We start from the raw sequence: 25,202 nt of genomic DNA on the forward strand, positions 1-25,202 counted from the left end.
AAATGCGCGTTGAAACCGATTACCGACCGGCCCATTATGTTACACTTCAGTTAGCTAAGGAGGGCGATCATGGACGAAAAAGTGCTGCACCATATCGGAAAAATCGAGCTGCATTGTCACCTGGACGGCTCACTGAGCCTGGAGATGATCCGCAAGCTGGCAAAGCTTAGCCGCGTGCCCGTGCCGGCAAGCGATTCGGCTCTGCGAAAACTGGTGACCGCCCCGCCAGAGAGCGAGAATTTGATGGACTACCTGAAAACGTTCGACTTCATCCGGCCGCTGTTGCAAACGCAAGAAGCGCTAGAAATGGCGGCGTACGACGTGGTGGCCCAGGCAGCTGCTGAAAACGTCCGCTACATTGAGGTGCGTTTTGCCCCAGACCAGTCGACCGACCAAGGGCTGACTGTTGCTGAGGCGACGACCGCCGTGATTGCCGGCCTGCACCGCGGGATGAGTCAGTTCGATATCATCGCCCGCGCGTTGGTGTGTGGCATGCGCCAGCTGCCGGTCGGCACCAGTGAGCGCATGTTTGAGCAAACCGCGCCGCTGCTTTCCCACGGCCTAGTCGGCGGCGATTTTGCTGGCAACGAAGGCGCCTTTCCGCCAGTTGCGATCCAGCCCGCCATCAAGCGCGCCCAGCAGCTGGGCGTGCCGCTGACCTTGCACGCCGGTGAGTGCCATGAGCCAGCAAACATCGAAAAGGCCCTGCAATTGGGCATCAAACGAATCGGGCATGTCACGGCAATTTACGATCAGCCGGCCTTGATCCACCAGTTCGTGAACGCCGGAGCCACGGCCGAGCTTTGCCTGACCTCGAATCTGCAAACTAAGGCCGCACGCAGTCTTAAGGAGTTCCCCTACCGCGCGCTGCACGACGCTGGCGCCAAGATCACCATCAACACCGATAACCGCACCGTCTCCAACACCACGCTGACCCGCGAGTACTGGCTATTTATTCAAAACTTTGGCGTCACGATTGCCGATCTCTTGGCCTTTAACCACACTGCGGTCGACGCGTCATTTTGCACTGAAACGCAAAAAGCCGTGCTGCACGCGCGGCTGGAGAAGGATTATCGGCGATACCTATAACGCCACCAGCCATAAAAATGTGCCACCCTCAGAATGCTTGAGGGTGGCACATTTTGCGTCCTAAGTCCTTCGGTTAATGTGTCGGCTGCTGCCGCCGCGCGATGGCAGGCAGGATCAGGCCAAGCGCCAAGAACAGTAGCGGCGTGACGACGTTTAGGCCCATCTGAAACCACCAGGTGCCAGGATCCGCTTCAAACGAGATTTTTGGCATCATGCCCATCACGCAGGCAAAAGCGGTGAAAAAGAAGCACCAGCCGCCGATGACCATCCCCACCTTGGGATTCTTGACGAATTCGTAGTCTGATTTAAACCGGTCGAGATGCTTGTTCAATAGAATGTATGCCAGGAACACCCAAAGGTAGCGCAGCGGCATCACAACCGAATTCAGGTTGAGCAGCCAGTTGTAAAGCATGTTCATGTTGCCGATGCCCAAAGCCGGCACCACAATCAGCACGCTCACCAGCACCCCGGTCAGCCAGTAGCCCTTCACCGGCGTCCCGTTTTGGTTCAGCTTGCGCAACTCGCGCGGCACGAATTCGGGGTCGGCATCGCCCAGCAAGATTTTCAGCGGCGCGTCGATGGAAAAGGCCAGCGCCGAGATCTGGGCCATGGTTTGCGCCAAGGCGTATAGAATCACGAACAGGTTGCCAACATGGTAGTAACCGCCAAGCTTGGCAAAGGCCAGGTAGGCACCGTTAGCCATCAAGTCCTGGGGAATGTGGCGCGAGTTGAACAGCATCCCCATCCCAAAGCTCCCGAGAATCGCGCACAAGGCGACCATGCCGGCGAGCACCAGCATGCCCAGCGGGAACTCCTTGGCCGCGTGCTTGGTGCTGTTGACGTACGGCGAGATTTTTTCCGCGCCGCCGACGGCAAACACCAGCATGGACAGCGTGGTGAAGTAGTTTAGGTTGAAGTTTGGCAGGTACGTGCTCAGCCGGTCCATGTGCGGCGTCGCAATTGGCGTCCCCTTCACCATGAACGGCGCGGACACCGCGAGGATGATAAACAGCAGCGACATGATAAACATGGCCGTCCCGGCGACCGACCCGATGCGATTCAGCGTCGCCAGTCCGCGCGACGACAGCCACAAGAACGCCAGAAACAGCACGAGGCAGATCAACGACACCGTCATCGACGAAACCTCGTTGACGAATTTCCCGTTACCCTTAAACAGCCAACTTAAAGAAATCAGGATACCCTGCGGTTTTTGCGCCAGGTACGGCACATGCACCACCCAGTAGGTCCAGGCGGCGTAATACGCCAGCCGCTTGGTTGACGTCCGCTTGATCCAGCTGGACACGCCGCCGCTTTCGTTCTTGAACGCCGAGCCCAGCTGGCCGACAATCAGCGCATATGGTACAAAGTACAGCAGCATGATCAAAATCCATGAGGTGATCACTGACAGGCCTTGCTGGGCGTAGTTGTTGACCACGTTGCCGAGGCCCCACACGGCGACAAATGCGATCAAGGCGACGTTGTACCAGCGCAGTTTTTTGCTTTCTTCCATGAGAATTCCCCCTACTTGTTGGTCAAAGACCAGACTCGTCTTTTCAGTGTACGAAAACCGAGTGGAGAATTCGGTGAATCAGCCCTCAAAATCTAATGAGAATGCGATGAAGCCGCAAAAAAGACCGCCTGAGTGCAGCGGTCTGTCAGTGTGCTTAGAAGTAATCATACAGCTGGGCTTGGCGAGTGATGAAGGCCGCCCCCACGCTGGTGATGGTGAACGGATCACCATCGATCAGGCCCAGGTTATAAGCGTCCTGAAGCGGCCGCACCCCGAAGGTTGCCTTGACCAGCTGCTGGATCGACAAGGCAATCTGCGGCTTGCCCGTCGCCTTTTCAAACGTCGCCTGGCCGTCGTCGAGCGCCAGGCGCCAGACCCCGGCATTTTCCGGAATGTAATCGTCTGTGATGCCGATCAAGACCGGCGCCAGGTCGGTCACCTGGTACGGATAGCGGCGCATGAAGTCCGCCACGTCGACGATTCGTGCCATCATATAGGCGTGCACCGAAGTGGTTAGCACACTGGGATCCGGCAGCAAGTCGTGCAGCGACTCCGGGTTGCCAGTAGTGTAAACAAACCGCTGGTACGCGGTGCGATGGCCGCCGATAAAGCGGGCCAGCGCCAGCAGCGTGTCCAAGTCATCGTGGAACTGCTCGATGATACGAAACGTGGCCGCCTCGCGCTGGTAGATCACGTAGCCGGTCGGCCGCTCCCCCAGCGTGGCCACGGCCACTTCGCGGTCCGGATAATGGTCGGCCAGGTTTTGCCACCACCAGTCCGCTCGCCGCAGCCCGCCGCGCGTCGCATCTGAACTGCGATCGTAAACCTCCCGCATAGCCGCGATCGCCGCGCGAAACGGCACGCGGTGCACGGTGACCTCATTGCTGCGCTGCGGCACCTTGGGAAACGCGGCGGCCGGCAGCACATGATCGACCTGGTCGAAGGCCCCTTCATAGCCGAACCGGCGATAAAACGTGCTGGCAAACGGCGCCAGGTAGGATAAGGTCTCGCCGGCAGCGCGCATGTCCTTGAAGGCTTCCTTCATGATGGCACTGATCCCGCCATTACCGGCGGTTTCGGGGTACGAGGCCACGTAGCCGATACCACTCATTTTGTACGTGGTTCCGGCAAAGTCGACTTCAAAATGCGTCCCCAAGACTCCGCTTTCCAGCGGCTCCCCGCTGCCCCAGGCCTGGGAATGCGCGTACAGGCTGGCAAAAGCGCGATCACGGCTTTCACTTTGCGGCAAATTAAAGGCGTAACGGGCCAGCGCGTAGTACGCGGCCTCATCTGAAGCGGTCAACCGAGCAACTGCGACCATAATTGTCCTCCCTAGAATCTTAGTGCCTTCAGTATACCGTATCACCGTCACCTTTTCTTATGTGTAAAAGCGCACAACCTTCACAATCTCGCTGAGAAAAGCGCACATCTCCCCGCTATCCTGAACTTATCGCATCAAGAAAGGGAGATCGTCATGGAACTGAATCAAACCCACGTTGTTGCCGCTCAGCTCGAAACCATCAAGTACCCGCAGATCATCGCCCGCACCGAGACCGGGAAGACGCTGACGGTTGAGACCAACGAAAAACAGCGCGACGACCCCGCATTTTGGCAGGCCATCAGCGCTATTCTCAAAGCTCGTTTGTGGGTCCCAGTGTCGACGCGCCTGCATCAACTGATGGATTCCGACTGGTTGATGCCCGATCCCGCCTGAAGGCTACTTGGCTTCCTGCCACTGCCGGAAGCGCGCAGCCGCGACAATCAGCGTCACAGCGGCATCCTTGGACAGCGCAGCGGTCACGGTTTCCAAGTGACCAGAGGTGGCCACAGCGCCGATGACCTCAAGGCCGAACTTCACAATGTTCAGGTCCTTTTTGGCCTGGTAGCCGTCTTCAAACACCGGCTCATGGTTGTAGGTGAAATTCAGCTCATCCTTGGTGATGGAACCATCGACGTGGTTGACCATGATCCGGTCTTCCACCTGCGACAGCGGCTGGTCGTCGGCCATTAGGTTCAGCTTGTGATCGGATTCTTCCCGGTCAAACGTGCCCTGCTTCATCGGCAAGTATGCCGCGGCCGGCTGGGCCAGTACCTTGAGGTAGTCCACAGCGGCCAACACTTTGTCCGTGGGCATCAACTCTGCCTTATCGAGCAGTTGATCGTTATTGGCCTCCAGCCAGTCCGCCAGTTCACTGATTCCAAATTGATCCATTATGACCTCCACGTGTTTGTGCCGATAATTTCCGGCAGAGTCAAAACATCAAAAACATTGTACCATGGTCAAAGCTTCAGCCCAAGGTTAGGTGACTTGCCACCCCTGCTATAATAGAACTAAGGAGGGATGATTATGCCTGACATCAAAAAACGGCCACTGCCGGTGTTTGATGCGGAAGGCCGGCCCTTGCGTCTAAAGCCCCGGATCACGTACAAACTGCGCGTGAAAAATGGCTACATCTTGGCGCTGACATCCAACCAGCATCAAACCCGCTTACCGAATCTCGTCAAATTACATGAACACAGTCCCCACACCAAATAAGGGGTGATGATCACGCGGCCTGGCTGCGTGATCTTTTTATTAACTCATCTCGTCAGGCCGGCGTGCGCCGCGTCTTCGCGGTTTTGGGCGCTTTGGGACCAGTGGCCGCCATCAAAAATACTGTCCCAATGATCACCGCGGTGCCAAGCAGCTCGGCGGGCCCCAGGTGCAGGTGTAAAAACAGGACCGAGGTGATTGTAGCGCCAATCGGCTCAAAGGCGTCCAGCAGCCCGGCCGCCGTCGCCGAAATGTAGCGCAGGCTGGCCAAGTACGACAGGTAGGCAATCAGCGTGCCGAAAATCACGACGAATCCGAACGCGCCCCAGCCCAGCGAGTTGAGGTGCGGCACGCCGACCCACAGCGGCCGATACACGGTCATGAGCAGCCCGCCGATCAGCTGCGCCCAACCAACCACGACCAGCGGGGAGTAATGCGCAAGCAGTCCCGCCGGCAGCAGTGTGTACAGTGCGGCGGCCAGTGCCGCGCCCAGCCCCCAAAGAAGCGCGCTGGGCGAAATTGCCAGCGTCGTCAGATGCCCTTTGGTGACCACCAGCAGCGTGCCAAACATCGCCAGGGCGATCACCAGCACATCGATCCGCCGCGGCAGCTGGCGCGTTTGAACCGCCAAGATCAGCAAAATCACCACTGGCGACAGGTACTGCAGCGTCGTCGCGGTCGGGGCGTTAGCGACCTCCACGGCCTTAAAGTAAATGAATTGCATCGTGATCATCCCAAACAGGATAAAAATCGTCATTTGCCAGGCGTCATGTTTATTGTGCCACGGGGCAAAAATTTGCTTGCCCTCACGCATCCAGGCAAATGCCATCGTCAAAATACCGGCGATCAGCATCTTGGCCGAAATCAGCCAGGCCACGTCGGTTCCCTGTTGAAAAAGCACTTCACTGGCCGGCCCCGACACGCCCCACAGGCACGAGCCGAAAATCGCCAGTCCTAACCCAAGTAACCGTTTATTGTGCATGATTGTCCTACCAGCAATAAATTTTTTCAGTCAGGCCAAATGGTCATCGATCACGCCAGCCCCTTGCAGGAAGCTGTATGCCGAAGTCGGCCCAATCATGGTGATGCCGCGCTTTTTCATGTCCTTGGCGACCGCGGTCGACAGGTCCGTGTACGCCGGCACGTCGGCCCAGCGGCGCGGCTTGTTAACCAGCTGCTCACCCGCGGTAAAATGCCACACGTACGCCGCAAAACTGCCGAAGGCTTGCTGGATCTGTTGAACCGCGCGGGCATTGTGCGGAATCGACGCGAGCTTACGCCGATTGCGGATGAGCCGCGCGTCTGCCATGAGCGGCTCAATGTCCGCATCTGTCATGCGCGCAACAGCGTCAATCTCAAAATCGTGAAACACCTCGTTGAACGCGGCCCGCTTGTTCAGCACCAGCTCCCAGTTCAGTCCGATTTGCAGACTTTCCAGGCTCAGCAGCTCGAACAGCTGGCGATCATCATGCTTGGGCACGCCCCATTCATGATCGTGATAGTCTTTTAACACCGGGCTTTTGGCCCACCAAACTGATTCTTCCATCTTAGCACCTCCGCGGATAGATTACGCCGCCAAAGTTCAGTTTTCTTGCCCCCTACTTTAAAAAGGACGCGGCCTGTCGTCAAGGCAGCGGCTTGTGCTCTTTGGCACGAAAAAAGAGCCCGCCGCAGCGAGCCCTTGCAAAAACTTTAAGCTTCAGTTTTGACGATCAGTACATCGCACGGCGCGGTGCGGTTGACGTACTCGGTGACCGAGCCGACCAGCACACGCTCGACCGCATTGAGCCCGGTGGCCCCGATCATGATCAGGTCCGTCTTGTGGTCGTGCGGAAAGTCGGTCGCGATGACATTCTTCGGGTTGCCGAAGCGCACGTGAATCGCGACGTCGGTCAAACCAGCCTGTTCAGCGCGGGTCTGCAAGCCATCCAAATACTTCTCGGCATCTTGGGTCAGCTGGTAAATCGCATCGCCAGAGATCATGCCGCCATAGCCACCAATAAATTGCTTTGTATCCAGGACGTTCAAGATGTCCAGGTGGGCGTGGTTGGTCTGTGCGACCTTGACCGCCTTGCTGAATGCCAGCTCAGCCTCATCGGAGCCATCAACTGGAACCAGTATCGTGGTATATTCTTGATCCATGTGATCACACCCTCTCTTTTCTCAAGCGTAAATCATCAGCCGGCCAAAAACAAGCAGAAGCATCATGATCGGGCCGCTCCGTCGCAGCCCGAATAAGCTTTTTTGGGAATAAAAAAACGTCTAACGCGGCAGTTCAGATTTTCAAAGGGTTTCTATTGAATGTTGACAATAAAAATATCGATAAAATTGCCCACTAATAATTGCATTTACCAAGCAAAAAAGCTAAATTAAACGGTGAACCGATTTCAATTGGTTTAGTTATTCTAATTTATAGGAATGTGGTGAAAACATGACAGAAACAGTTGGCAGTGCCTTGCGTCAGATTCGCAAGGGCCGCGGCGAGTCCATCGTTGAAGTCGCTAAGGCCACGCACACCTCCCCGGCCAGCTTTACCAAGTGGGAAAACGATCAAACGATCCCCAGTGAACGCAGTATCCGCAAGCTTGCGGAATACTACAACACCGACCCGAACAACATTCTCGCGCTTGCCTACCCGGACAAGTATGCGACCGATCGGGATGCGATCGACCTTGATGAGTACAATGTGATCCGTGTTGAAGATCTGCTTGCAGACAACACGATCCTGACCTACAACGGCTCCCGCTTGCCGCAGGCCAAAAAAGACCTCGTGGCGTCCTTCACCGCTGGTTTAATTATCGGCAGTGCCGCAGAACAGGACTAGCTTCGGTGAAAGAGTCGCCTTTGAGGCGGCTTTTTTCTTTTGTCCGCCTCCGGTATACTGAAACCGAATCCACTGAGGAGGTATTATCGTGACACCCATTGTTCTTCCCATCCACCACGGTTTCAACTTTCGCGACCTGGGCGGCTATCGCACTAAGGCCGGGCAAACGGTGCAAGACCACCGGCTGCTTCGGTCAGGCCGGCTGAACGAGCTGTCCGCCGCCGATCTGCAGTACTTGGCCGATTACGGGCTGCAAACCGCAGTTGACTTCCGCTCACCGCAGGAACGCGCCGACGCCCCGGACCGGGTCCCGGCTGCGGCCCGGGACGTGTTTGACCCCGTGTTTCCCACCGATGAGACCAAAGTCACAGCCGATGCGGAACAAGAGCGGCACACGGAGCTCGCCAAGGACCCCTTGGCCGGCTTTCGCAGCATGGTCAGCACCTACGCCGACATCGTCGTCCAGCCCAGCGCAAAAAAGGCGTACCGCCAGTTTTTCGACGTGCTGCTGGCCGCGGATGATGACGGGGCGACGTTGTTTCACTGCAGTGCCGGTAAGGACCGCACTGGCATGGGCGCGGTGTACCTGCTGACGGCGCTGGGCGTTGATCCGATCACCATTCGCCAGGACTACCTGGCCTCAAACCTCTACCTGGTAGCAGAAGGCCAGCGCATGGTCGACGAAGTGATCGAGGCCGGCGGCTCGCCGGCCCTTCAGGCCTCCTACCGGTCGCTGGGCGGCGTGGCCAACGAGTATCTGGACTCGGCGCTTTACACCATTGACCGCGAGTACGGGAACCTGCCCAATTACCTCAAAACTGAACTGCAACTCAGCGATGCGCAGCGGCGCGATTTACGCGCGCTTTACCTCAAGTGATGGACAAACCCGCTCAAGCGCATCTGCGTTATAATAAAGTCAAAGCGGAAAGGAGTGTGCGCTTATGAAACTATACCAAGGATTGACCCAGGTGCAGGTGAACGACTCACTGGTTGACGATGCGCCGAACTTCACCATTCAAACGGAGCTCGACAAGCCGCTCAACTTTGCGCCGACGACGCTTTTCCACTACATTGACAGCGTGCTGAAGCCAGGCAGCCGGCACGACCAGAACAATCTGCGCTTCGTCACCGACCCCGCCTTCATCGGCGAAAACTTCGATTACAGTAGTATTCCGGAAACCAAGGCCTACAAGGACTTCGAAGATAAGATGAACTTTGCGCGCAACATGGTGCAGGACCTCAACCGCCACGTTGCCGTCAACATTGACACTAAGAAGAACGAATTCCAGCTCGTCTTTGTGGATTAACCAAACGCAAACGACCCGGTTCAGGCATGAACACCTGAACCGGGTCGTTTTTTCGACTGCAGATTAAATGGCGGCAATCACGTCGCGGTACGGCAAGGTGCCCACAAACTGCTGGTAGGCCGCTTCCTCACCGGTGTCGGCGATTTGCGCACCGGTAAATTGACCTTCGTGCAGCTGGGCTTCTGGCACGTCGATCAAGTGCGTCGTCGTGGCGTTGCCGATCAGCTCGATCCAGTAGTCACCGCCGCTGCCGTGCACGTTGGTTTGAACCACGCCGCCCGGGTTGTAAACCGTGTTGAGCTGGTCCAGCGCTGCGGCTTCGGGATGCGTCAGCACAAACGCCAGGCTCGTGGCCGCCATCCCCGTGCCGCACGCGTTGGTGAAGCCGACGCCCCGCTCGTAAGTGCGGGCAAACAGCGTGTGGGGTCCTTCAATGGCGGCAAACGTCACGTTGACGCCTTCTGGGAAGTACGGGTTGGCCGCGTTGAGCTTGCGGCCCAGTGCGCCGATTTTCTCGCCGTTCAGCTCGGCCTCCGAAACAAAGGCGATCAGATGCGGGTTCGGGACTGCGACCGCCGTGAAACGCAGCGCCGGGTCCAGCGCCGGCAGCACCTGATCGACGATCTTCGCCGTGTCCAGCGCCGCAAACGGCAAGGCAGCAGCATCAAAGCTGACCGGTGAGATCTCAACCGAATAGCCTGGCACGCCGGCGGCAAAATCGGCCACGTGACGCACGCGCAGTGGCGCCTCCTCAGTTTGGACGGTGAACTGCTGTTGCCCGGTTTTCTCGCTCAGGTAGCGGGCCACCGTGCGCAGGCCGTTGCCGCACATCTTGGCCAGACTGCCATCCGCGTTAATGACGGTCATGCGGCCCACAGCGCCTGGCGCGTCGTCGACGATCAGCATGCCGTCGGCCCCGCCGAGCAGCCCACTGTCCCGGCTGCTGAGCCGTTTGGTCAGCGCCACCAGCTCCTGATGAGACAATTTGTGATCAAGCGTGGTTTGATCCATGAGAAAAAAAGTGTTCTCCGAGCCGTGCACGCGTCTTAATTCAGCCATCCAAAAGCCTCCCAGTAAATAGTGGCTAAATTGTAGCACAAGCGGCCGCCCCTCGCCATCGATGATTGACCGGCCGGCCGGCAAAGGCTAGACTTTGCTTAAACTCACCTCGGGAGGCATTACCATGAAGATTGAAACCAATGCGGCAGGCCACTTAACCATCGGCGGCTGTGATGCGCTGACGCTGGCGCAGCAGTTCGGCACGCCGGCGTACGTGTATGACGTCGGGCAGATTCGGGCGCAGTTTCGCGCGTTTGCCAAGGTCTTTGAGGACCATGGCGCCAAATATGCGGTCAGCTACGCCAGCAAGGCCTTCGCGACGGTCGCCATGTACCAGGTCGCGGCCCAGGAAAACGCCCATGTCGACGTCGTGTCCGGCGGCGAGCTGTACACGGCCCAGGCCGCGCAGTTTCCGATGGCCCATGTCTCTTTTCACGGCAATAACAAAAGCGAAGCGGAACTGGCGCAGGCGCTTGACGCCCATGTCGGCACCATCATCGTGGATAATTTTCACGAGTTGGACCTGCTTGAGAGTCTGCTCAAGCAGCAGGCAGGCCGCGTTCAGAATATCCTGTTGCGGGTAACCCCGGGCATTTCCGCTCACACCCACGCGTATGATCAAACCGGCCAAACCGACAGCAAGTTCGGCTTTGATGTCGACTCCGGGCAGGCCAAGGCCGCAGCGACCCGCGCGCTGGCCAACCCGCAGCTGCACCTGTTGGGTATCCACGCCCACATCGGGAGCCAGATTTTTGAGGTCAAAGGCTTTGTGGCCGCGGCGCAGCGCCTGCTCGCCATCTTGACGGACTGGCACGACAGCCTGGCCTTCACCCCCACGGTGCTCAACCTCGGCGGCGGCTTTGGCATTGCCTATACCGATGCAGACGACCCGCTGCCAGCGGAAGCGTTTGTTGCCGCGATTCTCGATGCGATCGCAGCCGCTGACCTGCCGTTTGACCCCCCGGCCATTTGGATCGAACCCGGCCGCTCGATTGTCGGCCCTGCCGGCTACCAGCTCTACACCGTCGGCAGCCGCAAGGACGTGCCTGGGCTTGCCCCGTTTGTCGCCGTGGACGGTGGTATGGGCGACAACATTCGGCCCGCGCTGTACCAGGCCGACTACGAGGCGGTCGCGGCGGCCGACCCGCACGCGGCAAGCACCGAAACGGTCCGTCTGGTCGGCAAATACTGCGAGTCCGGCGATATTTTGATTGACCAAGCGAAGCTGCCGCACCTTGAAGCCGGCGCGGTGGTCGCGGTGCTCGCCACCGGCGCGTACGGCTACTCGATGGCGTCCAATTACAACCGCAACCCGCGCCCGGCGGTCGTCTTCGCCGAAAATGGCCAAGCCAAGCTGGTCGTGCGACGCGAAAGCTACGCCGACTTGACCCGCAATGACCTGAGCTATCTCTAGCGGCCGGTCTGGCGCCCAGGGGCCGGTTCTTCTATAATAATGGCGAAAGGTTGTGCAAAAATGGAACCCTATCCCACGATGAAACCAGCTGGCGGCGATTTGCCGACCAGCAGCAACCAGCCCCTGTGGCAGGTGTTGACACAAAAGGCACCAGACCTTTCCGGCAAGCGCGTTTTGGCCATTCATTCCGGCGACGGTGCCTTCTGCCGCGGCGCGATCAACGCCGGCGCGATCGCCGTGCTGGGCGTCGACCGTGACCGTTACGCCATCAGTGCCGCGCGCGACGTGGCCAGTTCGGATCGGTTGCGCTACCGCATCATGCCAGATCGCCGCTTCGACCTCTTGACCGGCCCTTACGACCTGGTCATTGGGCCGTTTGCCTACCCGGCTGAGGACCTGCGCCGAGGCACGCACCAGCTGGCTAAGCTGCTGCGGCCAAGCGGCGAAATGGTGCTGGCCGTCACCGGCGCCGCCGATGCCAGTCAGGTCAAGGCGAATCTGTCCAGTCTGATTGCCGTCAGCGAATGCTTTGCGCCGAGCCAGCAGCCCGCTGGCACCAAACTGTTCGTCGTGGTGGCGCACCGGGCGAAAATCACGCCGCCGGCGCCCAAACGGCGGCGTAATCGCGGCCAGTAAACCAACCAAAAAAGTTTCCTGCAAGCAGTCGCACGCAGGAAACTTTTTTAGTTTGAGCGCCCACTTAACGCATTCTCAAAGGTCTGCACCCGGCCGCCGTCGGGATCGTAAATCGCAAACACGATGACCGGAAACGCGCCGTTGAACTCTGGGCGCAGCAGCTGCTGGCGAAAAATCTGCGCGACCTGCTTCAGTGGATTGCCGAAGACACCACCGCCAAACGCGCCCAGGATCAGGTGATCGGCGCCGTGCTGCTTGAACGCGCGCAGCGTCTGACTGATTTTCAGGGTGATGTCAGGGCCGGTTGCCGCCTCGGTCAGTGCCGGGTACGCACTGCGGTTGGGCGCAGCGACAGTCGCGACGTCCACAAAATGGTCTGACAGCTCGCGGCCGGTTTCGTCAAACACCTGCCGCACCTCGGCCGAGTAAATCAGCGCGCTGCTGAACAGGCCGGAATTGGGATCGCGCCGATTGGGCTGATAGTAGGTCGCCTCAAACTGCCGCAGCGCCGGCAGCAAATAGGTGCACTTGGCGATGCTTTCCTCCTGGGCGCGGGCGCCATACTCCACCCCGCCGCCAGGGGTCGTTGGGCTGGCGAAGTTCATCACGCCGATGCGGCCGGGCAAGCGCGCCATAGTCTTGACGACATCCTCGTTGACGACGGTCCACTGCGCCGACGTATTGCCTATGGCCGGCGTCTGCGGCAAGCGGGCACTGATCAGCTGGCTGTGCGGCTTGCGCGGATCTTGCTGATAGGCGGCCAGACTGCGGCGCAGCATTTCGATTTGATCCATGATGAATCACTCCCCTCTTTTCCTAGCATAACTCACTGGTACGTGTATAATGCTACAATAGCTTCATAGAATACCAAGAAATGAGGAATCGAATCAATGGATAGTGGCCAAGTTGCCTCTAGTCTAGTTGTGTTAGTCATTACGTTCATTTTTGCCATCTTTTTTGTGGCGGCGGAGTTTGCCTTGGTGCAAAGCCGCCCCAGCGCGCTGGAGGACATGATCGATAAGGGCCAGGGCAACCGCAAGAAGCTTCAGCGGGCGCTGCGCATGGTCCAGCGGCTGAACGAATATTTGTCCACGACACAGGTGGGCACGTCGGTCTGCGGGATCATCTTGGGCTGGATCGGCGAAGATTTTGTCACCTTCCTGCTGATCGACGTGATGCAGATGACACACCTGCAGCTGCCCAACGGGAGTCTGCACGCCATCGGGGCCGTCCTTGGGGTCATCGTCTTGACCTACCTGGAAGTCGTCATCACCGAAATCGTGCCGAAAAACATCGCGATCGACATCCCAATCAAGGTGCTGATGGTCGTTGTCACCCCGCTGCACTATTTTCACAGCTTGTTCTACCCGTTCGTGTGGCTGCTGAACGTCAGCGCTAACGGCATAGTGCGCCTGATGGGCATGCAGCCGGCCGACGAAAGCAACGAGGCCTTCAGCCAGGCCGAGATTTTGAATCTGTCCAAGGCCGCCATCGATAACGGCGACATGGAGCAAAACGATGTCACCTACATGCAGCGGGCCTTTGACCTCAACGACAAAACCGCCCATGACATCATGGTCGACCGCACCAGTCTGGTGGTCATCGACATCAACGCCACGGTCCACGAAGTCATTCGCGACTACCTGCAGGAAGGCTACTCGCGCTTCCCAGTCGTGGCTGACGGCGACAAGGACAAGGTGCTGGGCTATGTCTACATTTATGACCTGGTCAAGCAAGCCCAGGTCGACGATTCGGTCCATGTGTCCAAGCTCCTGCGGGCCATGGTCACGGTGCCTGAAGCCACGCCGATCAACTCGATTCTGCAGCAGATGATCAAAAAGCAGACGCCGATTGTCGTGGTCGTCGACGAATACGGCGGCACCAGCGGGATTGTCACTGACAAGGACATTTACGAGGAGCTGTTTGGGACCGTCAAGGACGAAATCGACGACGTGTCCGACGAGTACATTATTAAAACCGCCCAGCCGAACGTCTTCAAGGTCTCGGGGAAAACCACGCTGTACGACTTCGAGCGCTTCTTCCACGTCGACCTCAAGCAGTTCGAAAATGCCAACATCGTCACCATCGCCGGCTTTTTGATGGAAGATTACCCTGACCTCAAGCTCAACGATTCGGTGGTGCTCGACCGCTTCAACCTGACCGTGACGGATTACAGCCGCGGCTTTGCCAACTGGTTCAACGTCACGGTGGGTCCGGAGATTCCGAAGGCCATGGACGTGGACGGCGACGGCGAGGATGAAGAAGTGCCTGTCTAAATTTCAGAAAATAACCTAGGCCTGCTTGCAGGTCTATTTTTTTGCCTGCGCAGCGCAACGGCCCGCAGGCACAGGGCTGATTTAGGCCCCATCAAGCGGTGGCACTTACCAGAAATTAGTGATAGAATTATTATTTGCAATTTTAATTATCGAAGGGAATGAAAATTTCATGACACAGCCCACAGATGTCAACGGCAAGCCGTACAACCGCAACTTGCTCGTGGTCACAATGCTGATTGGGACGTTCACCACGTTCTTAACGCAAACCATCCTGACTACGGCCTTTCCGACGCTGATGAAGACTTTTCACATCAACGCTTCGACGGTTCAGTGGCTGACCACGGGCTTCATGCTGGTGATGGGGATCATGATCCCGGTCTCAGCGTGGTTGCTCAGTAAATTTAACGTCAAATACCTTTACATGACCGCCATTTCGATCTTTTTCGTCGGGACGTTGATCTCGCGCTTTGCCATCAGCTTCCCCATGCTGCTGGCAGGGCGGCTGATTCAAGCGATGGGCGTCGGCATGTCCGCGCCGACCTTCCAGACCGTGATGTACTCGGTCTTCCCGCCCAACAAGCGGGGCTCGGCGATGGGCCTAGCCGGCATCGTCATCGGCCTGGCACCGGCGGTCGGGCCGACCCTGTCTGGCTGGATCCTGCTTAACCACTCGTGGCGCTCGCTGTTTTCCGTCATTCTGCCGATCGCCGCGCTGGTGCTCATCCTATCCTCGTATTCGATGCGCAAGGTGCTGACCACGACGAATCCCAAGATCGACGTGCTGTCCGTCGTTGAGTCCACCATCGGGTTTGGCTCGCTGCTGTACGGCTTCTCCAGCGTCGGCGATGCCGGCTGGGGCTCGCCGATCGTCATCGGCAGCTTAGTCCTCGGCATTGTGGTCGTGGCGGCCTTTGTTTACCGCCAGCTGCACCTGGACAAACCGCTGCTCGAGCTGCGCGTGTTCACCAGCAAAACCTACACCCTGTCCGTGATCCTGACGGCCGTCGCCTTCATGTCGATGGTCGGCGTGGAAATGGTCCTGCCGATGTACATCCAGACGATTCGCGGCCAAAGCGCCTTCCACTCCGGGCTGATCCTCCTGCCTGGGGCCATCATGATGGGGATCATGTCGCCGATCACCGGCCGGATTTTTGACCGGATGGGCGCCAAGCGGCTGGCCACGACCGGCCTGTTCCTGCTTTTGGTCGGGACGTTCCCGCTGATCACCCTGACCCCTGACACGCCGATCCTGTTTGTGACGGTGCTGTACACGGTCCGGATGTTCGGTATTACCATGGTCACCATGCCTGTCACCACCAGCGGCATGAACGCCCTACCGGACAACCTCATTAATCACGGCACCGCCGTCAACAACACCGTCCGCCAAATCGCCGCGTCAATTGGCACCGCAATTCTGGTTTCTGTGCTGGCCTCGGTCACTAAGGGCCAGCCGCCGGCTTAGCCAAAAGCAACCCAATTGCCTTTGCGCGCCAGATGCAAACCGCGACCGTGGCCGGCTACCGCGCCGCCTTCGTGGTGTCGCTGATTTTTGCCGCCATCGGGTTTCTGCTTAGCTTGCGCCTAACCAACGATACGATTGATCAAGGAGGCGACCGCTCATGATTCTCGTTATCTTAGTGATAGCCGCGTTTGCGCTGTTTCTCGTCGCCGTGCTGGGGCAAAAATCCCTGCGCCGCCGGGTCTGGATTGCGGTGCTCGGCGTCTTGCTGATTGCCAGCGTCGGCGCCATTGCGGCCAACGACGCCTCGCGCTTCGGCATGACCACCAAGGTGCTCACTCAAACCACTGAAATTGTTGGTGCGGCTGATCACACGATCATGACCGCCCCGATTGGCACCGCCAAGCAAAACCTCGCGGTGGTCTATCGCAAAAATCCGCTCAGCAAAAAAGTTGCCGTGGCAAAGCCCGGCATCAATACTGACGTGAAGCTGCACCGCACCAACTCTCAGCAAGCGCATGTGACCATCAAGCGCACCGAGCTGCGCTACAAGGACACCTTTGCTGCCTTCCTCTTCGCCGGCTCCGGCCAAAATGGCCAGGTGCTGAACACCACCTACGACTTCGCCATTCCGCAATCCTGGCGCGTCAGCGAGCGCAAGTAAATCTAGCGAAAAAGCTCAACCTCAGCGGGTTGAGCTTTTTTGTCAGGTTAATTCCTATGTTCACCCGTCACACGTCTGCGGCGGTGGGCGTTTTCTCCCACCTGAAGGTCCGCTGAGCCAGGCGCAGCACGCCATCGCACTGCTCGGCCACGCTGGGCTCATGGGTGACAATGATCACGCACTTGCCCTGCTCATGGGCGATTTGGTTGAACAAGGCAATCACCTCATCCGTGTTGGCCTCGTCCAAGTTGCCAGTGGGCTCATCGGCGACCACCAGCGGCGCATCGCAAACCATCGTGCGGGCGATGGCCACGCGCTGCTGCTGACCGCCCGAGAGGCGCTGGACATTCTGGCTCATCTGTTCATCCGTGAGGCCCAGCCTGCGCAGCATGTCCCGCGCAAATTTCTGATCACCGCGGCGTTTGGACTTCGTGATGGCCATCGCGGTCATCAGATTCTCCAGCGCCGACATGTAGGTGAAGAGATTGAACGCTTGAAACACGACACTGACCTGCCGCCTGCGATAAGTGCCCAGACCCATTTTGGCAATGTCCTGACCGGCAATCTTGATCTTCCCGGCCTTGGGTGCGTCCAGTCCCGCCAGCAGCGACACCATGGTGGTTTTGCCAGTGCCAGACTGCCCGACAATGGCGTAAGAGCGCCCGGGCTCAAACCGCAGGTCGACGTCCTTGAACAAGTAGTCCGATGCGGTCGTATACCAGTAAGTCATCTTCTCAGTTTCTAACATCGTTGACCCTCCAGTCTATTGGATCAGAATCATCTTGGGCTGAAGCCGTAAGATGCCCGCAGCCGCAGCCAGAATCGCCAATAAAATGATGGCAAGCCCTAGCCCGAACAGCAGCGCGACGTCTTTGGCCGTCACCTTGACCGCCAGTTTGGTCTGCTTTTGCTGCGTGGCCGCACCAGTCCGTGCACTCCCAAGCATTTGGCCGCTAGGACCGCCAGCTGGTGCTTGCCCACTCGGCGCGCCGCCCTTGCCGCCGAGCATTTGGCTCGCGGTTTGGCCGGTGCTGGTGCTCGAGGCGCTGGCCGTCACTTGGGCGGCCAACTTGTTACCAACGAACGCGCCGCCAGCGGCCGCAATGCCAACGCCGACCAGGAGCACGACAAACAGTTCAACGAAGAACTGGGCAATGATCTTAAAGCGACTTTCGCCCATCGCCATTAAAATCCCAATCTCGTAACGGCGCTCGCGAATCATCAAAATCACGATCAAGGCCAGGATGATGGTCCCGGCGATCGCGACGAGCCACAAGACCTTGTCCGCAAAACTCGTCACGCTGCTCATTGAGGATTTGACCATCTGATAGTTCTGGTCATCCAGGCTCAAACTGTACTTGCTGGAGACCAGCTTGCTCGCCTGCTTCTTGACTGCGGCGACCTGACTCGGGGCGCTGACAGTGAAGACCACCGAATCCGCCGTGCCTTGGTACTTACTGCCTTTATGCGTATTGGCCAGCGTGTAACTCGTAAAGATGGTGTTGGCCGGGTCGCTGGCGCCGGGACCCATGCCCGCCGTGGCGGTACTCTTCGCCTTATAGATGCCGACGATTTTCAGGCTATGCGTCTTCTTGGTTCCACTCGTCGCCTTGACCGTGATTGCGTCGCCGACCTTAAGGCTGTTTTGCGTGGCGAGCTCACTTTCGATCACCACGTGATTGGTGCCAATGTCGCTGGTCTTCAGGCCCCGCCCTTGCGTAATCTTATCCGTCCCATCGGCAAAACTGCTGCTACTGCTGGTGCTCGACACCCCAGAGATGCTGATGTCACCGGTGCTGGCCGCCATGCCGCCCGGCCCCTGGCTGCTGGAAGAAGTGGTGCTGATAGCGTCAAAGCTTTTGGCGTTGGCCGCTGCCGACACGGCGATGCTGTAACCGGAAACGTTGTTCAGTTTCGCAATCTGCTTAGCCGTACTCAGCTTGACCGGGGTCAGCGTCAGGCTGGGCCGCTTCCCTGGCTGACCGCTGGGAGCGCTGCTGCTGCGCATTTTTTTGAAAGCCGCCTGCCGGTTGGCGGTCAGGGTGATGGTGGCCCCGACGCTGGCTTTGGCGTTCGCAACGGCTTGACCCGCCGCCGATTTGATCAACAGGCCTGCCATAACGAAGAGCATGATGGCGCCGGTCACCAAAATCAGCAACAGGCTGCGGCTCTTTCTGGCAATCAGGTTAAGCCACGCACGTTTAATAAAGTTCATGGTCGATGCTCCAATCTGAATGATTTCGTCTTCACGACAGAGATTAGATTATCGGCCAATTAGGTTTAAATTATGAATTTTTCGCAGTGATTCCCCATGGTAAAAAATGACTTTTTAACAGTCAAGAAAACCCCTCCGTTGCGGCGAAGGGGTGACACCATTATTCAAAAAAGCGCCAACTGGTTTCCAGGTCGTACGGCTCGCCCGGCATCAGCGTGATGCTGGACCAGTCAAGGCCGCTTGGCGGGGCGATCTGCGCCTCAAGCGCGACCCCACTGTGCGCCCCAATGTTGTGCGGGACGCCGGTGTGGTCAAAGTGGTTGGCGGTGTACATGACAATTGCCGGCGCCGTGGTGGTCAAGGCCATTTTGCGGCCAGACTTACCGGTCAGCAGCACGGCCTGCGCCTTTTTAATCAAAAACGGGTGGTCGAAGCCCTGGCCAGCCAGGACTTGCGGCATCCGGTCGCCGAGCTTGGCGCCGCTGCGGAAATCAAACGGCGTGCCGGCCACGCTCGCCCAGCCGCCGCTTGGCAGGTGGTGCTCATCGAGCGGCGCGTAGTAATCGGCCGCAAGGGTCACGGTGGTGTCGGCAATGCCGGCTTCCAGCCCATCCGGCGCGAAGTAAACATGATTCGTCGGGTTGTACAGCGTCTCCTCGTCGGTCACGGCATGCAGCGCATAGGTCAGCGTATTGCTCGCGTGCAGCGTGTAGGTCACGGTCGTTTTGACGCTACCCGGGAAGCGGTTGTGGCCGGCCGGATCGACGAAGGTGAAGGTCACCTGATCTTCCGTGTCGCCTTCCCGGTAAGTGGCGGTAAACACCTGCGTGTCCGAGCCTTCCGGGCCGCCGTGAATCGCGTTATCGCCTTCACCAGGCAGCAGCGTCACGTCGCGGCCTTCGCGGTGCCAGACATGACCCGGCAGCCGACCGACCACGCGGCCGACCGTGCCGCCTAAAAAGTTGCGTTCCTTGGCGTAGTCGGCAACGCTCGGCAGCGTCAGAATCTGATCCAGCGGGCCGCGGGCGGTCGGCACGACCACGCGGGCCAAGGTCGCGCCGTAATTGAGCAGGTGCACGGCCATCCCCGCCTGATTGGTCAGCGTGAACTCGTACAAGGGCTCGCCGCGCAAGGTGCCATACTTTTGCAGCTTAATGGTCATGAGATTCCTCCTTAAAGGCTAGCGATGAACCGACCAAACGCGGCGCGCCCGTTGTCATCGCGCTTGAACACGCCGGCGTCTTCGAGCACGCGGGCGAACACGTGGCCCACCGCATCGTTCAGCTGGGCATCGGCGTTGGCCAGCGTCCAGGTCTCCTGCTGCTTGAGCTGATCCGCCCACGGCTTATGACTGGCCGCAATCTGGTTGGGCTGCCCCAGCAGGTACTTTTTCACTTCAACCAACTCGGTTTTGAGCCGCGCCGGCAAAATGGCCAGACCCATGACTTCGATCAGGCCAATATTTTCGCGTTTGATGTGCTGCACGTCCTGGTGTGGGTGGTAAATGCCGTCGGGAAATGCGGCAGAGGTCTGATTGTCGCGCAGCACCAGATCCAACCGGAACGTCTCACCATCGCGAGTGGCTATCGGCGTCACGGTGTGGTGGCGCACCCCATCGGTGTGCGCCCGCACATCAACTGATTCATCGGTGTATTCGGCCCAGGCTGCGCGCACGTGCTCAGCCGCTTCGACCAGCGCCTCTTTGTCGGCCGACTCGAGGCGAATCACGCTCATCGGCCACTTCACGATCCCGGCGGAAACGCTCGGCCACTGCGCCAGCTTAAACGCCTTCTCGACTTCATCCTTGTTCATCGCAAAGACGTGTTTGCCGCCTTGGTAGTGTTCGTGCGCCAGCATCGAGCCGCCGACGATCGGCAGGTCGGCGTTGCTGCCGACAAAATAATCCGGGAACAGCGTCAATATCTCGAGCAGATTCGTGAACGTGGTACGGGTGATTTTCATCGGTTCGTGGACGCTGTCCAGGAAGATCGCGTGCTCGCCAAAATACGCGTACGGCGAATACTGGAAGCCCCAGGTGCGGCCGCCCAGGCTGAAGCGGATGATGCGATGGTTGCCGCGCGCCGGATAGTCGCTGCGGCCGGCGTACCCCTCGTTTTCCATGCAGAGCTGGCAGGCCGGATACGTCGCATCAGCGCTGGCATGCGCGGCCGCGGCAATGTCCTTGGGATCTTTTTCCGGCTTAGACAAGTTGATGGTGATCTCCAGGTCGCCGTAGTCGGTCTTGGTGGTGAAGCCAATATTCTTGGCAATCGCGCGAGTCTGAATGTAGTTGTTCGCCCGGGACAACCCGTAGAACCAGTCTGTCGCCGCTTTCGGCGAGGCCTGGTACTTCTGCCAAAAGACGGCATTGGCCTGACTCGGGGTCGGCGTGGCCAAAGCCATCAGCTCGGCCTCAAGGATCTGCCGGGCGCTCAGGCGGTCTTCAATCTTGCCGTTTTGCACCGCGGCGTCAACCAGCTGATCCAGGTTGGCCAGCGGCGCCGCCTGTTCAGGTAGGTCTCGTGCGGCATCCCCGACCAGGTTCAGGATGCGATTCACTAAATAGCCCCGATCCATTTCCGAATACCCAGTGTTCAGCTCCAGAATGTAATCGACTTGCCGCTCGACTGCTGTCATGCCCGGTCACCGTAACCTTTCGGGTGACTTTCGTGCCAGTTCCAGGCGGTTTCGATGACCTTCTCCACGTCGTCGTACTTTGGCTGCCAGCCCAAAATCTCGCGAGCCTTGTCCGAAGCGGCGATCAGTGTGCTCGGGTCGCCGGCGCGGCGTGGCCCAATTTTGGCCGGAATCTCCTTGCCGGTGACCTTGCGGGCCGCGTTCAGGATTTCCAGGTTCGAGAAACCAGTCGCGGAGCCCAGGTTGAAGGCGTTGGAGTCGTGGCCTTCACGCAGATACTTGAGCGCGAGAATGTGCGCATCAGCCAAGTCGACCACGTGGACGTAATCGCGGACGTTGGTGCCATCCTTGGTCGGGTAATCGTCGCCGAAGATCTGCAGCCCGGTGCGCGTTCCCGCGGCGACCTGCAAAATGATCGGGATCAGGTGAGTCTCCGGGTGGTGGTCCTCACCGATGCTGCCATCCGGCATCGCACCGGCGACGTTGAAGTAGCGCAGCGCGACGAACTTGATGCCGTACGCGACGTCGCTCCAGTGCATGATTTTTTCCATGGCCAGCTTGGACTCGCCATACGGGTTGGTTGGCACCTGCGGGTCGGTTTCCTTGATCGGAATCGACTTGGGCTCGCCGTACGTGGCGGCGGTCGAAGAAAAGACGATCTTGTTGATGCCGAATTGGTGCATAGCTTCCAGCAGCGTGATCAGGCCACCCGTGTTGTTATCGAAGTACTTGAGCGGATCCTTCATCGATTCCGGCACGATGGAAAACGCCGCAAAGTGAATGATTCCCTCGATTTTTTCCTGCGAAAACACGCTGCTCAGGAACTTGTAGTCGCGAATGTCGCCTTGGTAGAAGCGTGCCTTCGGGTCCACGGCCTGACGGTGGCCCGTAATCAAGTTGTCCAGCACTACGACGTCCTCGCCGGCCTTGACCAGCTGTGCCACGGTGTGCGAGCCGATATAACCGGCCCCACCTAAAACTGCAATTGTCATCAACAAAACTTCCTTTCTGATATCCGCACTGTGTGAACCTGAAAACTAGTCGAGCCGCTTTGGCCCATCGGCAATCTCTGCGACGTAAAACGATGGTGCATAGCCGATGGTTTCTTCATATTTGGCGCCGACTGCGGCCTTGACCGCCTCGACGTGGTCCTTGGCCACCAGCGCGATTGCGCATCCGCCAAAACCGGCGCCGGTCATGCGGGCCCCCAAGACGCCGGGCTGCTTGACCGCTTCTTTAACCAGCGTATCGAGCTCTGGGCCAGTCACTTCATAATCATACGCCAAGCTGACACCGGAAGCGGAAACCAGGTGGCCAAAGCCGACCAGGTCGCCGGCCTTGAGCTGGGCCGCGGCCTTGATGGTGCGCTGGTTTTCAAACACGGCGTGACGGGCGCGGCGGATCAGCGTGCCGTCGTAAATCAGATAGCTGGCCTGGTCGAACTGATCCTCGTTCAAATCGCCGAGCGTCTTGATATCCAGCTTGGTTTGCAAGCGGCGCAGCGCCTCTTCGCATTCGCTGCGGCGCTCGTTGTACTTGGAGTCCGCTAGCTCGCGGCGCTTGTTGGTGTTCATGATCAGAATCACGTTGTCTTGCAGATCCAGCGGCACGGATTCGTACTCCAGCGTGTTCGTGTCCAGCAGGGTCGCGTGGTTGGCCTTGCCCATGCCGATCGCGAACTGGTCCATGATGCCAGAGTTGACGCCGATGTAACCATTTTCGACTTTCTGGCCCAGCTTGATCAGATCCAGCATGGACTCCTTCAGGCCGTACTGGTCCTTGAGAATCGTCCCGGCGAGCAGCTCCAAAGAAGCCGAACTCGACAGGCCGGCGCCGTTTGGCAGATTGCCGAAGATGTAGACGTCCAGGCCTTGGGTGAAGGCAGGATAGTCCTTTTGCAACAGCTGGGCCATGCCCTTGAAGTAGTCGGTCCACTTTTTGTCTGCAGGCGTGGCCAGGTCGCTCAGCGGCACCTCAACGATCCCCACCTCGTCAAAGTTGCCCGAGTACAGCCGCAGCGCCTTCGCGTCGTTTGGGGCGACCGCCGCGTACGTCCCCAGGCTGATCGCGCAAGGGAAAACATGGCCGCCGTTGTAGTCAGTGTGCTCGCCGATCAAGTTGATCCGGCCGGGCGCAAAGTACGCCGCTGCAGCCGGCTCGCCGAACACTGCCGCAAATTTTGCCTTCAATTCCTCTACATTCATCGTTGTTTCCTCCTTAAAGTTAATTAACTAATTAATTGGTGCTGCCCCGCAGGATCAGTTCGCTTTCCGGCGTGATGCGCAGCGGGAACGCCAAGGTTCCATCGAGCTTGGCCTGCAGCAGCTGCACCGCCGCGGCGCCGAGCTCTTGGCTGCGCACACGCACCGACGTCAGCGCCGGGCTGACGAACCGGCCCATGTTCAGGTCGTTGAAGCCGTACACGGCAACCTGCTCGGGCACCTTGATGCCGCGCTCCTGCAAGGCCTTGAGCGCGCCAATGCCCATTTCGTCGTTGGCGGAAAAAATGGCGTCAAAGTCGCACGCTTTTGGCTGATCCAAAAACTGCGCCATGACCTTGTACGCGTCGTTCATGGTGAAATCTGAGGTCAGCGTGGTCGCAAGGCTCAGCCCCGCCTCTGCCGCCAGTTGCGGGAAGAAGCGGGTGCGCGGGTCCGCCAAGGCAAAGCCGTCGCTGGCGTGTTCCTGGCCTGCCAAAAACAGCGGGTGCTTGACCCCGGTTTGCTTCATGTGGGCGACCACCTGCGCCACGCCCCCTTCAAAATCTGGGACGACGCAGGACAGCTGCCGCGAAAGCACGTCCTGGTCGATGACAATCAGCGGCTGGTCGCGCGAGGTGAGCTTGGCCAGCTGACTGGGGCTAAACTTGCCAAGGGCCAATACGCCATCATACCGGGCCAAGGACGGCATCGTGTCGCCTGGGAAAAAGCGCACGACCCCGAGATCGACGGCGCTAAGCTCCTGCTCCACGGCCTGGCGAATCGTGCTGTAGTAATCGGTACTCATGCCCTTGGCGTCTGGGTACCACTGATACAGCACGACCGTCCCGCTATTCTTATGGCGGACCGTGGGCCGCGCATAGCCCAACGTGGCCGCGGCCTTCAGGACATTTTGCCGGGTCTGATCCGTGACGGAAAAGCTCTCGTCGCGGTTCAGCACGCGACTGGCAGTCGTAATCGATACTTGGGCGGCTGCGGCCACATCTTTAAGTGTTGCCATGCACACGCCTCCTCTCTTTCTCCAATTTTACTGAATACCGGTAAAAAGTAAAGCGCATTCAGCGTTTTCGTAGATATTTCTAGGTGGTTCAAAAAATATTCCTAGTCGGCGGTCACGAATATGATGGCTGTCATATCAGCATTTCAATGAGATTCGTTTAAATCCGGAAGCGGCTAAAACATTTACTAAAACACACGCAAAACTTTTTAGCGTAATCCGTTGGTGGGTTCAAATCAGGGCCATCGCGGCGGTGGCTGGTTCGCCTCATTTTCAGAAAACAATTGACTTTGGCCCGGGTGAGCGTGTAATATAACCAGACGTTGGGCTTCGGCCCCAGAACAGAACAAATCGCAGCGCCAT

25 protein-coding genes and 1 pseudogene are annotated in these 25,202 nt (G+C 58.5%); 11 read left to right on the forward strand and 15 right to left on the reverse strand.

Going from position 1 to position 25,202, the window contains the following annotated elements:
- Positions 1-69 precede the first annotated feature (69 nt).
- The gene (gene add, locus JUE30_RS02695; RefSeq protein ID WP_203623511.1) at positions 70-1,089 is read left to right on the forward strand and encodes an adenosine deaminase; all 1,020 of its coding nucleotides are present in this window, start codon (positions 70-72) and stop codon (positions 1,087-1,089) included.
- A gap of 73 nt (positions 1,090-1,162) precedes the next feature.
- Here the strand turns inward: add and JUE30_RS02700 are convergent, their stop codons facing one another.
- Together JUE30_RS02700 and eis are read right to left on the reverse strand one after the other, a co-directional pair.
- Positions 1,163-2,599 carry an amino acid permease gene (locus JUE30_RS02700; protein ID WP_203623512.1) on the reverse strand — a complete coding sequence of 479 codons (1,437 nt, stop codon included), beginning with the start codon at positions 2,597-2,599 and terminating at the stop codon, positions 1,163-1,165.
- A 154-nt stretch (positions 2,600-2,753) separates the two neighbouring features.
- The gene (gene eis, locus JUE30_RS02705) at positions 2,754-3,920 is read right to left on the reverse strand and encodes an enhanced intracellular survival protein Eis (RefSeq protein ID WP_203623513.1); all 1,167 of its coding nucleotides are present in this window, start codon (positions 3,918-3,920) and stop codon (positions 2,754-2,756) included.
- Between the two features lie 153 nt (positions 3,921-4,073).
- Here eis and JUE30_RS02710 point away from each other — a divergent pair, with 153 nt between their 5' ends.
- Positions 4,074-4,313, forward strand: a complete 240-nt coding sequence (locus JUE30_RS02710; protein WP_203623514.1) for a hypothetical protein — start codon at positions 4,074-4,076, stop codon at positions 4,311-4,313.
- 3 nt (positions 4,314-4,316) lie between these two features.
- On the opposite strand, the gene JUE30_RS02715 is transcribed toward JUE30_RS02710, so the two are convergent.
- Entirely contained in the window at positions 4,317-4,811 is a 495-nt protein-coding gene (locus JUE30_RS02715; protein ID WP_203623515.1) for a hypothetical protein, read from the reverse strand.
- A 135-nt stretch (positions 4,812-4,946) separates the two neighbouring features.
- Here JUE30_RS02715 and JUE30_RS02720 point away from each other — a divergent pair, with 135 nt between their 5' ends.
- Complete coding sequence (locus JUE30_RS02720; protein ID WP_125756022.1) at positions 4,947-5,135, forward strand: hypothetical protein; 189 nt, start codon at positions 4,947-4,949, stop codon at positions 5,133-5,135.
- Positions 5,136-5,187: 52 nt separating this feature from the next.
- Here the strand turns inward: JUE30_RS02720 and JUE30_RS02725 are convergent, their stop codons facing one another.
- The 3 genes from JUE30_RS02725 to JUE30_RS02735 all read right to left on the reverse strand — a co-directional run bounded on the left by JUE30_RS02725 (position 5,188) and on the right by JUE30_RS02735 (position 7,274).
- On the reverse strand, positions 5,188-6,114 hold the full coding sequence (locus JUE30_RS02725; protein ID WP_203623516.1) for a DMT family transporter: 927 nt from the start codon (positions 6,112-6,114) through the stop codon (positions 5,188-5,190).
- Positions 6,115-6,144: 30 nt separating this feature from the next.
- Positions 6,145-6,678, reverse strand: coding sequence for a DNA-3-methyladenine glycosylase I (locus JUE30_RS02730; protein WP_203623517.1), 534 nt, complete (start codon positions 6,676-6,678; stop codon positions 6,145-6,147).
- 146 nt (positions 6,679-6,824) lie between these two features.
- A complete protein-coding gene (locus tag JUE30_RS02735; RefSeq protein ID WP_125756028.1) occupies positions 6,825-7,274 on the reverse strand; it encodes a universal stress protein in 450 nt (149 codons plus the stop codon).
- Between the two features lie 289 nt (positions 7,275-7,563).
- Between JUE30_RS02735 and JUE30_RS02740 the strand changes: the two genes are divergently transcribed.
- The 3 genes from JUE30_RS02740 (at position 7,564) to JUE30_RS02750 (ending at position 9,263) form a co-directional block, all read left to right on the forward strand.
- Complete coding sequence (locus JUE30_RS02740; RefSeq protein WP_203623518.1) at positions 7,564-7,956, forward strand: helix-turn-helix domain-containing protein; 393 nt, start codon at positions 7,564-7,566, stop codon at positions 7,954-7,956.
- Positions 7,957-8,044: 88 nt separating this feature from the next.
- Positions 8,045-8,833 (forward strand): tyrosine-protein phosphatase, encoded by a 789-nt coding sequence (locus tag JUE30_RS02745; RefSeq protein WP_203623519.1) that lies wholly within the window; start codon positions 8,045-8,047, stop codon positions 8,831-8,833.
- Positions 8,834-8,897: 64 nt separating this feature from the next.
- Entirely contained in the window at positions 8,898-9,263 is a 366-nt protein-coding gene (locus JUE30_RS02750) for a hypothetical protein (RefSeq protein ID WP_203623520.1), read from the forward strand.
- Positions 9,264-9,326: 63 nt separating this feature from the next.
- Here JUE30_RS02750 and dapF read toward each other — a convergent pair whose 3' ends face one another.
- Positions 9,327-10,322, reverse strand: coding sequence for a diaminopimelate epimerase (gene dapF / locus JUE30_RS02755; RefSeq protein ID WP_203623521.1), 996 nt, complete (start codon positions 10,320-10,322; stop codon positions 9,327-9,329).
- Positions 10,323-10,446: 124 nt separating this feature from the next.
- Between dapF and lysA the strand changes: the two genes are divergently transcribed.
- A complete protein-coding gene (gene lysA / locus JUE30_RS02760) occupies positions 10,447-11,736 on the forward strand; it encodes a diaminopimelate decarboxylase (RefSeq protein WP_203623522.1) in 1,290 nt (429 codons plus the stop codon).
- Positions 11,737-11,796: 60 nt separating this feature from the next.
- Positions 11,797-12,372 carry a bifunctional 2-polyprenyl-6-hydroxyphenol methylase/3-demethylubiquinol 3-O-methyltransferase UbiG gene (locus tag JUE30_RS02765; RefSeq protein ID WP_203623523.1) on the forward strand — a complete coding sequence of 192 codons (576 nt, stop codon included), beginning with the start codon at positions 11,797-11,799 and terminating at the stop codon, positions 12,370-12,372.
- 47 nt (positions 12,373-12,419) lie between these two features.
- Here the strand turns inward: JUE30_RS02765 and JUE30_RS02770 are convergent, their stop codons facing one another.
- Complete coding sequence (locus tag JUE30_RS02770; RefSeq protein ID WP_203623524.1) at positions 12,420-13,166, reverse strand: TIGR02452 family protein; 747 nt, start codon at positions 13,164-13,166, stop codon at positions 12,420-12,422.
- Between the two features lie 96 nt (positions 13,167-13,262).
- On the opposite strand from JUE30_RS02770, the gene JUE30_RS02775 reads away from it, so the two are divergent.
- The 3 genes and pseudogenes from JUE30_RS02775 to JUE30_RS02785 all read left to right on the forward strand — a co-directional run bounded on the left by JUE30_RS02775 (position 13,263) and on the right by JUE30_RS02785 (position 16,771).
- Positions 13,263-14,648: a hemolysin family protein gene (locus JUE30_RS02775; protein ID WP_203623525.1), complete on the forward strand. Its 1,386-nt coding sequence runs from the start codon at positions 13,263-13,265 to the stop codon at positions 14,646-14,648.
- A gap of 169 nt (positions 14,649-14,817) precedes the next feature.
- Positions 14,818-16,271: pseudogene (locus tag JUE30_RS02780) on the forward strand (MDR family MFS transporter).
- Positions 16,268-16,771: a DUF4811 domain-containing protein gene (locus JUE30_RS02785; RefSeq protein ID WP_203623526.1), complete on the forward strand. Its 504-nt coding sequence runs from the start codon at positions 16,268-16,270 to the stop codon at positions 16,769-16,771. Before JUE30_RS02780 ends, JUE30_RS02785 begins: the two are co-directional and overlap by 4 nt.
- Positions 16,772-16,838: 67 nt before the next feature.
- Here the strand turns inward: JUE30_RS02785 and JUE30_RS02790 are convergent, their stop codons facing one another.
- The 7 genes from JUE30_RS02790 to JUE30_RS02820 form a co-directional block, all read right to left on the reverse strand.
- Positions 16,839-17,519, reverse strand: coding sequence for an ABC transporter ATP-binding protein (locus JUE30_RS02790; protein ID WP_203623527.1), 681 nt, complete (start codon positions 17,517-17,519; stop codon positions 16,839-16,841).
- A gap of 15 nt (positions 17,520-17,534) precedes the next feature.
- Complete coding sequence (locus JUE30_RS02795; RefSeq protein WP_203623528.1) at positions 17,535-18,986, reverse strand: ABC transporter permease; 1,452 nt, start codon at positions 18,984-18,986, stop codon at positions 17,535-17,537.
- 160 nt (positions 18,987-19,146) lie between these two features.
- Positions 19,147-20,148 (reverse strand): aldose epimerase family protein, encoded by a 1,002-nt coding sequence (locus tag JUE30_RS02800; protein ID WP_203623529.1) that lies wholly within the window; start codon positions 20,146-20,148, stop codon positions 19,147-19,149.
- A gap of 11 nt (positions 20,149-20,159) precedes the next feature.
- Positions 20,160-21,623 (reverse strand): UDP-glucose--hexose-1-phosphate uridylyltransferase, encoded by a 1,464-nt coding sequence (locus tag JUE30_RS02805; RefSeq protein ID WP_203623530.1) that lies wholly within the window; start codon positions 21,621-21,623, stop codon positions 20,160-20,162.
- Positions 21,620-22,615, reverse strand: coding sequence for a UDP-glucose 4-epimerase GalE (galE, locus tag JUE30_RS02810; protein ID WP_203623531.1), 996 nt, complete (start codon positions 22,613-22,615; stop codon positions 21,620-21,622). Before galE ends, JUE30_RS02805 begins: the two co-directional genes overlap by 4 nt.
- 45 nt (positions 22,616-22,660) lie before the next feature.
- Complete coding sequence (locus JUE30_RS02815) at positions 22,661-23,827, reverse strand: galactokinase (RefSeq protein ID WP_203623532.1); 1,167 nt, start codon at positions 23,825-23,827, stop codon at positions 22,661-22,663.
- Positions 23,828-23,858: 31 nt separating this feature from the next.
- Positions 23,859-24,842 carry a LacI family DNA-binding transcriptional regulator gene (locus JUE30_RS02820; protein WP_203623533.1) on the reverse strand — a complete coding sequence of 328 codons (984 nt, stop codon included), beginning with the start codon at positions 24,840-24,842 and terminating at the stop codon, positions 23,859-23,861.
- Positions 24,843-25,202: the final 360 nt, after the last annotated feature.

This window comes from Lacticaseibacillus sp. 866-1 (assembly GCF_016861825.1).
In the GTDB taxonomy this organism is placed as follows: domain Bacteria; phylum Bacillota; class Bacilli; order Lactobacillales; family Lactobacillaceae; genus Lacticaseibacillus.